This window comes from Paenibacillus assamensis DSM 18201, from assembly GCF_000422445.1.
Classification (GTDB): domain Bacteria; phylum Bacillota; class Bacilli; order Paenibacillales; family Paenibacillaceae; genus Paenibacillus_B; species Paenibacillus_B assamensis.
In genome coordinates this window covers 44381-59018 of sequence record NZ_AULU01000018.1, presented here as the reverse complement: position 1 = coordinate 59018, position 14638 = coordinate 44381, and the positions used below count along the sequence as shown (strand labels likewise).

General features: G+C 43.3%; 12 protein-coding genes. 10 read left to right on the top strand and 2 right to left on the bottom strand.

Annotation, left to right across the window (positions count from 1 at the left end; all coding sequences use genetic code 11):
- The first annotated feature begins 29 nt into the window (after window positions 1-29).
- The 6 genes from H580_RS0111430 (at window position 30) to H580_RS24070 (ending at window position 8006) form a co-directional block, all read left to right on the top strand.
- Complete coding sequence (locus tag H580_RS0111430) at window positions 30-1238, top strand: serine hydrolase domain-containing protein (RefSeq protein WP_028594902.1); 1209 nt, start codon at window positions 30-32, stop codon at window positions 1236-1238.
- Between the two features lie 230 nt (window positions 1239-1468).
- On the top strand, window positions 1469-2860 hold the full coding sequence (locus H580_RS0111425; protein ID WP_051217416.1) for an acyltransferase: 1392 nt from the start codon (window positions 1469-1471) through the stop codon (window positions 2858-2860).
- 495 nt (window positions 2861-3355) lie between these two features.
- A complete protein-coding gene (locus tag H580_RS0111415; protein ID WP_028594900.1) occupies window positions 3356-4816 on the top strand; it encodes an RtcB family protein in 1461 nt (486 codons plus the stop codon).
- Window positions 4817-4820: 4 nt separating this feature from the next.
- Window positions 4821-5546 carry a hypothetical protein gene (locus H580_RS0111410; protein WP_028594899.1) on the top strand — a complete coding sequence of 242 codons (726 nt, stop codon included), beginning with the start codon at window positions 4821-4823 and terminating at the stop codon, window positions 5544-5546.
- Window positions 5547-5579: 33 nt separating this feature from the next.
- On the top strand, window positions 5580-6824 hold the full coding sequence (locus H580_RS0111405) for an RtcB family protein (protein ID WP_036605107.1): 1245 nt from the start codon (window positions 5580-5582) through the stop codon (window positions 6822-6824).
- A 288-nt stretch (window positions 6825-7112) separates the two neighbouring features.
- Complete coding sequence (locus H580_RS24070; RefSeq protein ID WP_084509182.1) at window positions 7113-8006, top strand: NUDIX domain-containing protein; 894 nt, start codon at window positions 7113-7115, stop codon at window positions 8004-8006.
- 141 nt (window positions 8007-8147) lie between these two features.
- On the opposite strand, the gene H580_RS0111395 is transcribed toward H580_RS24070, so the two are convergent.
- Both H580_RS0111395 and H580_RS0111390 read right to left on the bottom strand, forming a co-directional pair.
- On the bottom strand, window positions 8148-8819 hold the full coding sequence (locus H580_RS0111395) for an MBL fold metallo-hydrolase (protein ID WP_028594897.1): 672 nt from the start codon (window positions 8817-8819) through the stop codon (window positions 8148-8150).
- A gap of 42 nt (window positions 8820-8861) precedes the next feature.
- Window positions 8862-9482, bottom strand: a complete 621-nt coding sequence (locus H580_RS0111390) for a TetR/AcrR family transcriptional regulator (protein ID WP_051217415.1) — start codon at window positions 9480-9482, stop codon at window positions 8862-8864.
- Between the two features lie 416 nt (window positions 9483-9898).
- Between H580_RS0111390 and H580_RS0111385 the strand changes: the two genes are divergently transcribed.
- The 4 genes from H580_RS0111385 (at window position 9899) to H580_RS0111370 (ending at window position 14564) form a co-directional block, all read left to right on the top strand.
- Entirely contained in the window at window positions 9899-11026 is a 1128-nt protein-coding gene (locus tag H580_RS0111385; protein ID WP_028594895.1) for a lantibiotic dehydratase C-terminal domain-containing protein, read from the top strand.
- A gap of 319 nt (window positions 11027-11345) precedes the next feature.
- Window positions 11346-11525 carry a competence pheromone ComX gene (gene comX / locus H580_RS0111380; protein ID WP_028594894.1) on the top strand — a complete coding sequence of 60 codons (180 nt, stop codon included), beginning with the start codon at window positions 11346-11348 and terminating at the stop codon, window positions 11523-11525.
- Complete coding sequence (locus H580_RS0111375; protein ID WP_028594893.1) at window positions 11516-13936, top strand: ATP-binding protein; 2421 nt, start codon at window positions 11516-11518, stop codon at window positions 13934-13936. Before comX ends, H580_RS0111375 begins: the two co-directional genes overlap by 10 nt.
- The gene (locus tag H580_RS0111370; RefSeq protein ID WP_028594892.1) at window positions 13908-14564 is read left to right on the top strand and encodes a response regulator; all 657 of its coding nucleotides are present in this window, start codon (window positions 13908-13910) and stop codon (window positions 14562-14564) included. The genes H580_RS0111375 and H580_RS0111370 overlap by 29 nt, the downstream gene beginning before the upstream one ends.
- Window positions 14565-14638: the final 74 nt, after the last annotated feature.

Below are 14638 nucleotides of genomic sequence, written 5' to 3'. Positions count from 1 at the left end.
TAGTGTGTCAAAATAAAGGAGGAGAAACAATGAAATTAAATCTTATTAAATTAAAAATGATGACACTAACGGCTATGGTGGCTGGTGCTGCTCTATTGCTGCCTGTGCAAGGAAATGTACAAGCCCAATCGGATGATTACAAGAGCCAATTCTGTATTCAAAATCCTCATCACTGCGATATACAAAATGTGCAGTCAACGCCCGCAAACTCTGTTAAACAAGTGATTGATCGTCTTGCTAATCATAAGGATATTCCAGGCATCATTGCAGCCGGTATGAAGAATGCTGAGAGATGGGCTTATGCATCAGGAGAAGCCAGCATCCATGATACACGACAAGTGAAGACAGACTTCCATTTCCGGATTGGAAGTGTGACGAAAACATTTGTGGCGACAGTGATTGTGCAGCTAGCTGAAGAGGGCAAGCTGAACTTGGATGACTCTGTAGAAAAATGGCTGCCAGGTATCGTGCAGGGCAATGGCTATGATGGAAATAAAATTACAATTCGTCAATTATTGAATCATACGAGTGGAATTGCGAATTATACGTTCCCAACATCCTTTAGAGATGGAATCAAGGACAATCCATATCGTGGCTATTCAGCTGAAGATCTCGTGGGTATAGGATTAGGTCAATCACCATTATTCGCTCCGGGAACAAGTTGGGAATATTCAAATACGAATTATATTTTAGCTGGACTTGTTATTAAGCAGGTCACAGGAGAAAGCTATGCGGAGCAAATTAAGAAGCGTATTATTGATCCGCTCCAGCTTAAAGGCACATTTGTGCCGGAAAGCTCTTCGTATATTCCGGATCAGCATGCACGAGGGTACTTTAAAGAGAATGGTAAGATTATGGATATGACAGAGTTGAATCCTTCATGGGGAGGTGCAGCGGGTGATATGATTTCGACAGCGAATGATCTGAATACCTTTTTCAGTGCCTTATTAGGAGGTAAGCTATTGAAGGTTGAGACATTGCAGCAAATGTTGACGGGGGTTGATACGCCCGTTGGGAAATACGGATTAGGAATTTATGAAACAAAATTATCGAATGGTACTTCCATATGGGGGCATAGCGGGGGGATTCATGGGTTTGCTACGATAGCTGGCGGTCTTATCGGTGGCGAACATGTCTTGGCGATGAGTACAAATATACTTGATCAAGATCAGAATGAGAATTCGGCCAATTTACTAGAAATTTTTGAAGAGGAATTCCGTACAGTCAGTTCCAAGTAGAAGGACTGGATAAAAGATTAGCTATACAGACCGGATTTGCAGCCATCAATCGGTATCGGCCAGATTGATGGCTTTTTTCTGTTCAGAGGAATAGTACAGCTGTTTCGTTTAGTAGAAGCGGGTTCCGAATGAAACTTTATTTATGCCTCTTTCATCTTGTTTTCAGGTTATAGCGATAACATTATGCACGATATGATGTTAATTGGATAACGTGACAATGGGGTGAATCTGTGACCGAATCGAGCCTGCGAACGAAGACAACGACGAACAAGATTGCTGTGATGGGCGAGACCGCAGCAGTAGAGGATGTTCCTTTCGAGAAACAGGAGAAAGATCAGAAAAATACAAATGCAGTTGCTGTCGATCATAAGAGTACATCGTCGAAGTTGAAACAAAGAATCGAAGAGCTTACGATACTACGAGCATTCGCCTTTTTAGCGATTGTGCTGCAGCACAGTATTGGTGAGTATATCGTCCGGGAAGATATTAACCGGACCGATTCCATTCTTATCAGTCTTCTCTATCATTTTACTCGCTTTGGGACGCTAACTTTTGTGTTTATATCAACGGTGCTACTATTTTATAGCCGTAGTTCAGCGGCCCAACACAGCACTTTCTTGAAGCGGAGAGCACAAGGACTGCTTATACCATTCGCATTATGGACCTTAATCTATAGTGCTTTTATTTTGCAAGGGGACCTATTTACAGTAGAGGGCTGGACAAAGGTCGCACAGCAGCTTATAAACCCGACGTATGGGTACCATCTTTGGTTTGTTTTAATGATATTCCAATTATATTTCTTCTTCCCCTGGTTGCTGAAAATTGTACATAAAGTACAAATGAGGATGCGTGCAATAACGTTGGAAAAGGGAAGGAAGATAGGCAAGCGACGGATCGCCTTATTGGTTATAGGGATTGGACTTCTCCATCTCGCTTTAATGGACTGGTCTTACCGTATCGCACCAGGATGGACAGCTGACGCGAGTGGCGCTGCAGCTTATCTATTAGGGCACCGCACAATGTTTGTAGGCATGTATATATTCTATATGGCATTGGGGATTCTCTGTGCGTACCGTCTGTCGGAGTGGAGAAAATGGGTACAGCGGGTACTGCCATGGAGCGCAGCTGTGTTCGGTGCTGCCTATTTGTACAGCAGTTATCGCTTATTCGCTGGTGGCGTAGATCCTGTGAATGTAAATATATCGACCTATTTGAAACCGTCTATCGCCATATTGGCCGTTTCACAGATGCTGCTACTGTATGTAGCTGCATTAAATATCGTAAAACGTCAGGGCACGCTTTACCGCTGTTTAAAATGGATTGGTACTTACTCCTTCCCAGCTTATTTAGTACATGCGCTGGTGTTGTCAGGGGTTGCCCTGTGGACACGAACTTTGATGCTGGAAGGGCAGCATTTTATCGTGACGATTGTAACGTGGATTGTGGTAGCGGTAGGCTCTTTGCTATTATCCAAAATGATGGAGCGCATGCCATACGGAGCATGGTTAACAGGTGCGGGAAGCAAAAGTAAAAGCCAGTCGTGCATCATAGGTCAAGAGCAGCTCAACCGTGCTGAACAGACAGATCAGCGGAAGGGGTCAAAACCCGTTTTTCAAAAATAGGGTTGACAATGTTTGGAATATCGCTTTATGATAAGTCCATATTACACGAAAGGAGGCCGACGAAGAAATGATGATGCTTATGTTTAATGAACTCAGAAATGATAAAGGTACCGGTAATGGGCTGCGAAATAATGGCCGAGGTAATCTTCAACCGCATACATTCATACGTTTCTCGTCGGTCTCGACGGAATAATCGGTGAGCAGAAGAACCGCTTCACATATGGTGACTTACTCGACATGAGTTGGAGTATAGACCTGTTTGTGAGCTGTACTTTTGCATAACATGAACGGATTATCATGAGATCATAGACGAGAAGTCTATGGCTTTTTATATGTTCCTAAGGACGCTCATCCACAAGGTTGAATGAGTGTGTTCATTAGAGATGGATAAATATCCCTCTAATTAGGATGGAAATGACCGTAGACAGAAGAGTCTGCGGTCATTTTTTTGTGCAAATATGATATTGGCAATGAACGAGAGGAATGAAGATAGTTATGAATACATGGAATATAGATACATGGAGTTCGGATTCTCAAACAGAGACAGCGTATTATCGCACGGTTGCTCTCCCAGCAGGGGAACTGCACGTTTATGCAAGCGATTCTTTATTTGCAGAGCTTCCTGCAAAAGTATTTGAAATGGCAAACAACAACTTGTTGATTCCGAATGCTGCTTATATGAGCTACACACCAGATGTTCATGTCGGCGTTGGAACGTGCATAGGTACGACAGCGGTATGGGGTGTTGAAAATGGTTACGTATCCCCTTCTATTGTCGGCAATGATATTGGCTGCGGCATGCGTGTGCATTTGACGAATATGCATCGTGATGAACTGAAAGAGGTAAAGGTACGGCGTAAGTTGATTAAACGAATGGGGAAATATGTGCCTTTGAATATGCATGAACGCGGCTATTTTTCGGATATTCGCTTGGAACATGTGCTGAAAAAAGGCGTTCATGGTCTGCCAAACAAATATGTACCTGACATTTACACGCCAAAGAAGACAACATCCTTGACGCATCTGGAATGCGGTAGATTCTCGTTCGATGAAAAGGTGCTGGATGAAATTCCAGAACCGATATGGCATCGAGCGCATAGACAGCTCGGTACGCTTGGCAGCGGCAATCATTTTGCTGAGGTGCAGGCGATTGAGATTGATGAGCATAATCGGGAAATTGCTGAAGCATGGGGATTATTCGACGGGCAAGTGGTCATTATGATCCATTCTGGATCGCGGGCATGGGGCGGAGCGGTTAGTGAGCATGGCATAAAGGCGATGGGACAGTGGATGCGCGCATCGGGTCAAGGAACGCCAGATCCAAGGTTAACGTTTGCGCCGTTGGCGCATCCATTTGCACAGTCATATGTGAATTTGATGTATTCGGCGCTAAATTATGCAGTTGTGAACCGGCATCTGATCGCATATGGCATTCGAGAAGCATTTCGTGATGTATTTGGGAATCAGGTTGAGATGCGGACGCTGTATGACCTCATGCATAACTACGCATGGGAAGAAATGCATCAAGGGCAGCGGATGTTTGTACATCGCAAAGGTGCTACTCGTGCCCTGCCGCCACAGCATCCAGATAACCCAAAGCCATATATGGACACTGGGCATCCAGCTCTTATACCGGGATCGATGGGCAGCCGCTCTTATCTGATGGTAGGGCGCGATGGGGGCAGCGACAATTATTATTCGATCTGCCACGGTGCTGGTCGGGTACGTTCACGTAGTGCAACGAAGCAGGTAGTGACAGTGGAGGAGTTTGCTGCCTCACTGAAAGTTGGCAAGAAAGATGAGATTGTAGTAAACCAGCCGATGCTGGAAAGCATCGTTGATGAATCACCACAAGCATATAAAAATGTTGAACATATAATCGAGAGCGTTGTCGGCGCAGGGCTTGCTGAAGTAGTCGCAGTATGCCAGCCGTTAGCAGCGTTAAAAGGAGCCTAATCTAATGAGTACAAATTTACACGCACAACACCCTGATGAACGGGTTTTAGTATTGTTTGAAGCAGGATTAACGGTATTTGAACGCTACGCACAAGCGGTGCAGGCGATTCAAGGTTTATTGAAAGAGCGATTCGGACGCACATGGTCGATCGTGTCCAGTCAGGGACAAGAGGATATCGTATGGAAGCAGCTAGATGCAGATGTGCGCTCTGGCAGTGATATTGTAGAATGCGCGGCGCGGGTGTTTGATATTTTCGAGGCAAAGGAATGGACGGTTGTAGCTGATGAGAAGGGAGATCGCCACACATCCCGACTTCAACTTGTGCCTTCGTCACGTAACTTGCTGTTCGTGTATCCTAAAGATCGAGTAGCATTTGTTCGCATCCCCGTATGGAGGGATGATCGCATTGATCATGAAAGTCTTTGTTTAGTTGAAAATGAGGAATCGCTTGTTCGATTTATGGAGAGAGTGAACTTGAGTGATTGTGCTAAGCACCTTTCCACGATGACGAGCAAGTCGGAGCTGCATGGTTCATATGAAACACAAGCGGTGTCTGTAATGAAGTCGCTGTCAGCTGCGCAAGCTGTATCTTTACAGCAGTATGAACTGCCAAATACGGAGTTCGGCATCGTTGGTGATCGAAACAGATGGGAATCCCATGCGTCAGAACAGACGATGGACTTAGCGTTGGATGCATTACAATTTAAATTACAGCGTGATTGTTCGTAATCAAATTTTTGCAATAGGAGTGCCGATATTCATATGGAAGCAAACAGTAATAAACATTATCAAACGATTGACGGAGTCCGTGTCTGGGGGGAACCAGATGCGGGTGCTCTGTCCCAAGCGAAAACATGTGCAGAGACAGGAAAAGTGATTCAATCTTTGCTTATGGCTGATCATCATAAAGGGTACAGCCAGCCGATTGGTGGAGTAGTCGTCTATGATGGACAAATTTCTCCTTCTGGTGTTGGCTACGATATCGGCTGCGGTAACAAGGCGGTGCGAACGAACTTGATGGCGTCAGACATATTGCCGCGTATTTCGGACATTATGGATCGGATCGCTCGGGTGATATCATTTGGTGTAGGGCGTGTAAACAACGAACGAGTGGATCATGCGCTGTTTGATGATCCAGATTGGGCTGTTTATCGAGCAATCGGACAGCAGGAGCATGACAAGCTGCTGTCATTGGCTCGTTCGCAGCTCGGCACAGTAGGCAGTGGCAATCATTTTGTTGATTTGTTTGAGGAGACAGAAACAGGGCGACTGTGGATTGGCAATCATTTTGGAAGCCGTGGTTTTGGTCATCGGACGGCGAGTGGATTCATTAACTTGGCGGCGGGCCGTGAATTTTTCGCGAAGGCTCCAGGAGAGAAGATGGACCAGCCGCCTGTACTATTAGAGCTGGAACATGAGCTTGGGGATATGTATTATCGCGCGATGCAGTTAGCTGGGCGATATGCTTATGCAGGCCGAGATTATGTAATGGATCAGGTATTGTCCATATTAGGGACAGAAGCAGATTTTGAGGTGCATAATCATCATAACTATGCATGGCGTGAGTCGCATGATGGGCGTGATACGATCGTAGTCCGCAAAGGAGCGACGCCTTCTGCGCCAGGTCAGTTAGGCTTTATTGGCGGCAGTATGGGAGATATTTCGGTCATTGTACGTGGTAAGGATACCGAGGAAAATCGTGATTCATTTTATAGTACCGTTCACGGAGCGGGTCGTGTGATGAGTCGTACTGAAGCGGCAGGTAAAATGAATTGGCGTACACGCAAACGTGCTGGCGGAAAGGTTACATCTGCTCAAATGAAGCAGGCTGTGCATGATTTTGGTGTTGAGCTGCGCGGAGCAGGTACGGACGAAAGTCCATTCGTGTACCGGAAATTGCAAACGGTATTGGATGCGCATCGAAATACAATTGATGTGATGCATGTATTGAAGCCAATTGGGGTTTGTATGGCTGGTGCTGACGAATTTGATCCTTATAAAGACTAAGGATGGATGGATTGGACTTCCTGAATGAGATACCTATTCGGGAAGTCTTTTTTGTAGTTCTGAACCGAGGATTCGCTATAATTAGCATGAATGAAGTAAATTGAAGTAAAATATGGGTAGCGATTTCTAGCAAATAGTTGACACTTTATAATAAATGTCGTATTTATATTATTAAATAGACAATTTTACATAATAAATGAAGGTAACGTTATTAGTCCGTTCCGCAGTTATAGGACAGGAAATAAGTAGGACGATATGATGTTTGATATGGAAGGGATAGATACAATCATGAACGATAACGAAGCTGACTCTTGTCAATCCAGTGCGTCTGAACATAAGGTATCTGATACAGAGATTTTGGCATCACATATAGAAGAGCAGAAAGCATCTCAGTCTGCCTCATCGCTAGAGCAGCCATCAGATGATTATGAAAAAAATTACTCACCTAATCGTTATCGTACTCCAGATGGTGCTCCAGCTGACATTGTTATATTTACGATCACGACTGAGGAGCGTCCTACGGTGAAGAAGTCGATGCCGAAGCGACAGCTAGAAGTGCTGCTTATTCAACGTAAACGTTGGCCGTTTGCAGGACAATGGGCCTTGCCAGGCGGTTTTTGCAGAGAGACGGAGACGTTGTATGAATGTGCTCGCCGCGAGCTGCAAGAAGAGACCAACGTGACGGATGTTCATATTGAATATTTGAATATATACAGCACGCCGGGCAGAGATCCGCGTGGCTGGATATTGTCGCACGCATTTTGTGCCTTGGTTCAGGAGGAAGTGTTAGCTGCTCGCCGCGCTTCTTATGATGCAGCTGACTTGAAGCTGATTCCGGTAGAAGAGGCTCTGAATATGGACTTGGCATTTGACCATCGTCTAATTATTCAGGATGCTCTGGATATGATTCGCGAGAAGATGATGACGACAACGATTGCTAAGCAGTTTTTGCCAGATGCATTTACGATAAGTGAACTGTATCAGGTGCTGCAAACGGTTGTGCCTACATTTGAAGAGCCGAATTTTGTACGCAAGCTGACCTCTACTCGGACACGCCAAGGGCTCATTGAGGAAGTGCGAGGGGACAATGGGGGGCTGCTAACTTCGAATCGTTATTCGCAGCGTCCAGCACAGCTATATCGTTTTACGGATCATACGCCCAAGCTATCTTTATACAATTGAAGCAGCAGACACTCTGGTGTATTGGTGCGCAAATGATACCTTGCGTGTATATAAAATCGCTAATTATGTACTAAAAAAACCGCTTCTTCCAAGCACACAGCTGCTTGAAAGAGCGGTTTTTTTGCATCAATAAGCCTACGTTTAATCATGTCTACTTTCCGTGTAGTACGATTCCCACTGCGAAGCGGGATGTGCTACAGGTGCTCCATGGCATACCTCAAGATGCTTCGGTTGTAGTTGCGTGATGATCGAACCGCTAGCGACCGCTTCTTTCATGTTAGCGGTAAAGGCAGACATAGGACGTTTCAAGCGGCCGCGCTTGGAGGTAAATAAATCACCTGCCAGCAAGACGCCATCTGTCTCATGCATATACACGGTATGTCCAGGAGAATGACCAGGTGTCAAATATGGCTGTAACCCCGCGATCGATTGCAGTTTGCCAGTTTCGGTCATGGGAAGAGCAGTAGCTAATCCTTGTCGTACATTTTGTTCTATTTTTCGTCGGCGGGGGTATATCATTCTACCTTCCATATACGGGATTTCTAGTTCATGGGCATATATAGGAACGTTATAAGCGCTGTGCAGCTTATGCACGGAACCAACATGATCGCTATGACCATGGGTTAGCAGAATACGCTGCAAAGAACCTGCATTCAGTTGATCGATCGCACGATGAATGCTGCGAGCCATGAACGGCATGCCAGCATCAACGAGCGTAATGCCTTCCTCATCTTTGACAAGCCATACCCGCATTGGAAACAAGAACCACGTTTTTAAAGACCAGATATGGGTAGAAATTTGTTCTAACTTCATAAGAAATCCTCCCTCTAGTTGTTCTCTATTAAGTTTCGCTATTTAGCGTTGTATATGCTGTCGAATCCCTGCTAGAAAGAGATCGATTGTCAATTCAAACGTATCGTCCAGCCGAACATACAGCTCAGAATCAGATTCATCTGATTCGAGGTACGTGGTAATAATGCCATGTATACAATAGTAGAATGCACGTGTAAACGCCAATGTTTGCGTCTCGTCTTTTGGGGCGTTAATCATGTCAGCCATGGATGATCGTAGCACAGAGAATAGATCGTTCCGCAGCTTCTGTATGACTAGATTAGGTTCTTTTTCATCAACTCTGGACGAGCGAGCAAAGAAAAATAAATGATACATGCTGCGATGAGTAAGTCCAAAATGGATGAGTGCTAGTGCCATCTGCTTCAACGTTGCATCAGGAGCAAGATTCGTGTCTTGCTGAAGTTCATGCAGGCGGTCTTGCAATTGCTGTAATGGCTGTTTAGCTAATTGGAAGAGCAGTGTTTCTTTATCTTGAAAATAAATATAAATGGCCGTGTGTGAACATCCTGCCTGCTTGGCAATCTCTCGCATAGTAACCTTCTCAAATCCAGTACTTGTGAAAAGGTCCGCGGCCGCAGATAGTATCGCTTGCTTGGTTAACTCCGATCGTTGCGCTTTGTTCATGAGATCACTCCTTGTAGCGATATTTTATGTATAAAAATGGAGAATAATATTTTATAACCATTGGTTACTAACCGTTGGTTATAAAATAGCATGATTTTCCTATTTCGTCAATGCGGATAATCACCGAACAAACAACGCAATTTTATTGTGGTAATTACAACACTAGTTGTCGGTGAATAATGCCGAAATATCGTATATGATGCAAGTAAGACAACCTTGCAGTTACGTCAGGTTCTCCTCATTCAACAGTTGATAAGGTCGTCCCTCTCCCCTAGCGACCTTTACTGTTGAAAAACTGACCCCTCTGCTACTAGAGTGACGATGCTGTAAACGGTGACCCCTGCCGTTTCGGCATCGTCTATTCATTTATAGGGGATATCTTACTGTGTACGTGATCAGGAAAGGAGTTCCCCCGAATGTGGAAGTCAATGCAAGTCTACTATTACGAAGATGATAAGCAAGCTTTACTGCTAGATGGCATTAGACCTGTCATTCAGCAAATGAAAGCGAATGGTAGCCTTGTACGAGCTTATGTACAGAGGCATTGGAGGTTCGGTCCTCATATTGCTATACATGTCGAATTCGAGCGGGAAGAGGCTGTTGAGATCTGCTTTCAACAAATCGAGCATCGATTGAAAGCCTATTTGTCCAAATATCCCTCTCAACGCAAGCTTAATGAAAGTTCTTATTTACAACTATGTGAGCAGTGGGAGAATGAGTGTCCAGGTGTTGGTCCACTTGTTCCTTTACAACCTGATAATCAGGTTGCTATATATGAACACAATTGTATTTCCGGGTTGTGGAAGCATCCGTTGCTATCTGAATTGCTGCGAAGCTTCTACGCTTATACATATGAATTAGTACATCTTGAGATTGAGCGTACACGTTCTAATCGACAAGCTCGTTATGTCCAGCTTGTACGGATGATGGCGTCTGTTAGTATGTTAGTTCCTAGACATGGATTGCATGCTGGGTACAGCATTTATAAAGATATTGCAGCGAGCTATATTGATTATATGAACCGTTCTGAACAGAAACAATTTATTCTTAAGCAGTTTCAAGAAGCCGATGGGCAGTGGGGTTCTTTAATTGACAAAGCCATACAAGAAATTGTCCAGCATTCATCTGAGACAGGCTTGTATGAAGGGCCGGACGAGCTCCTGCGAAGATGGTCGGCAGCCTTAAGAGAATTGTCTAATGCTGTAATGAAGCTTACAGAGGAAGGATTGCTGCAGGCTGAAGAAGTAGAAGCATTGTGGCTTGAACATTTATACCCACTGTCAAGCAAGACGACGGGGCAATTCGAAACCAAGGCCGAACGACTGTTGTCGGCGATTACTAGGATGCGGCAAGATAAGGATGAACAGACGACCACTGCTATGAATGCATATTGCTGTTTAATAGGCGTTCTAGACGGGCTTCTTCCTTTGTTCCATATTAGTACGCATGTCAAGCATTTATTAGCGTATTTGTTGGCAGGAAGTGCGGAGAGGGTGATGCGTATGAGTAGTCCGTATCGTGTGCAGCATGCGGAAGGCAATTAGTGTAACTCATCCCATCGAATAGTCTGATTCCGACGATAAGATGCATATAGCACGATTTTATAAATGGGTGACTAGAAGGCTGCGCATAATCATTGCGTGGATTTGTAGTTGCCCATTTTTTCCTATGTGCGCTACAATAAATGTCTGGCAAGGTAGGTGGTATATGGATATTGCTATACCCTGCAACATCGCGCAAGTAAAATCCCGCAATAATTTTGCGGTAAATACCACATCGAATTGCGGAGTGAAAGTGTTACCTACCTGTTAGATTTAGTAGTGAGGCACTGTATAAGATAAATATGGGGAGGTAGTTGACAGTATGATGCTAAATGATATCATTCAATCTTTATTAACAGACCGCAATCTGAAGGAGAGCTTTTTGCAAGGTAAAGTGCAGTTTGCGGGATTAAGTGAAACAGAGAATAAGGCGCTCTTTGATGTTATGGGTAGCAATCAACCAGCAGAGAACGTCTATGGGGCTACAGAGCGTTGGAGATAAACTCAGACCGTGCAGATAATCAGCACACAGTACATAAGATACTCTTTATGTCAGTGGTGCTGTTAATTTGCACGTTCTTTTCTTATATTACGTATGTTATCTTTACGGTGCCTATTATTGGATTAAATGGAGAATTAGACAAATCAGGTAAGGTGATTGTTACAAATGTATATTCTTTGGGGAGAGCATATGATAGTGGGTTGCAGGTAGGAGATAAGATAATCGAAATAGACGGCAAACCAGCGGCTGATTTTCATCTGTTTATCAAATACGGAATAATTGAAAAAGCTAAAAGTATATTGGTTGACTCTCATTACTCTGAACCAAAGTTATATACATTTACAGTAGATAGCATTAGCTCTATTCCGAGAAAAGAATTTATATTCGGATTTGTGATCCCGCTTTTTTTCTTTTTATCTAATTTGATTTTATCCATTGTATTGTATGTGAAGTGTAAGCATGATAGAGCGGCGGTCATTCTTGTTTTGTATTTTCTATTAATAGGTTTCTCTTATTATGCTTCTCCACTAGCCATTCGTATTGATCCCATTGGAAGATTTGTAATGTCAGGGCTTCTTCCTGTTATTCCATTTATCTTTCTTTATTTTATGAATGTATACTTGCGGCGTTATAATATTGAATTTATTTATAGATCAAGATTTACGGTGTTTGCTTTCTTATTTATTGAATTTGTGGTTATTATTAATTTTATCTTGGCAGTGACAGATGTATTCTCTCCTAAAGTGTTCGACTCAGGTTCAATTTTAACGTATTTAAGTTTAATTATAGGCTATGGGCTCTGTTTATATTGTCTAATAGATGTTTATCGTAAACCTCGGCATGCTAAGTTGAAGCCTTTGTTTAAAATCATGTTGGTTTCACATACGATAGCCTTTACTCCATTTGTAATACTAAATTTGCTTCCATTGCTATTGTTTAAAACTCAATTAGTAATGGCTCACATTACGACAGCATTTCTTATTGCTCTACCTATAGGTTATTTGTATTTATTCACGTCGAAGAAGCTCTTTGACGTTGACTTTGTCGTGACAAGATTCAAATACTACGCTTCATTAGCGTTAATTCCTTCTCTTATTGTGACGACATTACTGGTAATTAGCTTACAAACAGAGTCTTATTTTTGGGTAGGGTTCAAATTTTTCATTATTGTATACAGCAGCATGATGCTGCTGCTCTATTTAAAAGAGCAAATAGACTATCGCTATCGTCCAAAAATATTTAAACAAATGTACAGCTTGCAAGAGGGGTTGGATCGATATTCGAGCGCACTATCCAAAGTCATGAAGCGTGATGATTTGGAGCGTTCTCTATCTCAAGAAATTCGTACGTTAATGCCGGTGGAAGATATCTACTTCTTTACGATTGATAAGGGTGCTGGCTCTATAGAGCATCCTGAAGATATGCAGCTATGCGAAGAGGACCGCAATGTACTGCTTGGACGTCGTTCCTTGAAGGTGGCTGATATCGTTCATTTGGAAGATGGCTTATGTCTCATAATCGGGCGGCGTAATGATCAGCTGTATGCAATCTGGATTGGCAACAAAGTGAATAATACCACATTTAATGTGGATGAATTAAGATGGTTTAAGACCGTAGCCAATTATACAAGCATCTTGAATGAGAACTTGTATTTGATTCAAAATTTGCTGAATGATTTGGAGGCTGAGATGCAAAAGGGACGTGGGGCTTCTCCGTGGGTACTGCGGTTAATCTTCTGTCTCTCAGAGAATGAACGAAGACGCCTAGCATCTGACTTGCATGATTCGGCTTTACAAGATCAATTAATTTGGTTCCGTAAGCTGGAAACGTTCTTGACGGATTATAAATATGAATTGTCTTCAGAATCTATGCAGCAGCTCTATGATATTAAAGAAGGTTTGCTCGATGTTATTTTCCAAATACGAGAGACTTGCAACGAGCTGCGACCTCCGTTGTTGAAGGAGTTAGGCTTGCAGCAGGCTCTGGATTCTTTGCTTGATCATATGCGTCTCCATGTGAACTACGACGTGCAATTCCATGTAGAGCCGCTGCAAAGTATGCTCAGTGAAGAACAAATTACGGCTGTATATCGGATTGTGCAGGAACTTCTGCGCAATACATCGAAGCATGCACAGGCAAATAAAGTCTGGATCGAGCTAAGGCAGAAGAATGATCAAGTCTACTTTACATATCAAGATGATGGTATAGGCATGGATTTGCACCAGATGGAATCTTCCTTTAATCATATGGGGATGTCAGGTATACGTGAAAGAGTCATTAGCTTGGAAGGGGAGATTGAGTTCCATTCTGAGAAAGGGCACGGCTTTGAAGTCCAGATCATGCTGCCGACAATATTATCTAGCAGTAGAGGGGAAAATGAACATGAGCGAGATTCGTATCTTATTAGTTGATGATCATCCGTCTGTAGGAGAAGGAACAAAGACGATGATTGAACAAGATTCCAATATGAGTGTTCATGTCGTTCTATCCGCTATGGAAGCAATAGAAGCGCTCAAGCAGGAATCGTTCGATATTATTTTATGTGATTTGAATATGCCAACGATTACAGGCTTGGAGCTTACGAAGCGACTCATGCAAGAAGACCCCGACAGGCGTGTGATTATTTATACGGGTCACGATATCATCTCTCATTTTAACTTGCTCATTCAATATGGTGTCTCCGGCTTTATTTCGAAGACTGTATCTCGTGAGCAACTGCTAACTTCTATTTATTGTGCGATGCGTGGGGAAGCGGTTATTCCCGTTTCCTTACTTAAGCAGCTTCGACGTGGAGAGGTGAAGGTGACTCGCAGCGATGGAACGGTTGAAGAAGCTTCTATCAATGAACGAGAGCAGGATATTTTGCAAGAGGTGGCAGAAGGACTGAGTAACAAAGAGATTGCGGTGAAGCTCCATATGAGTCAGCGAACGGTAGAATACAATTTAACACGTATTTTTGATAAGTTAAGCGTCCGATCCCGTTCAGAAGCTATCGTGGAATCGAAGCGACTTGGACTTATTCGTTCAGAAACATTTTAATGACGTAGGCCCTTTGTCTTAATGACAGAGGGTCTTTTATTATTTGTTTAATTTCGACAAAAATGAGAAGAAAT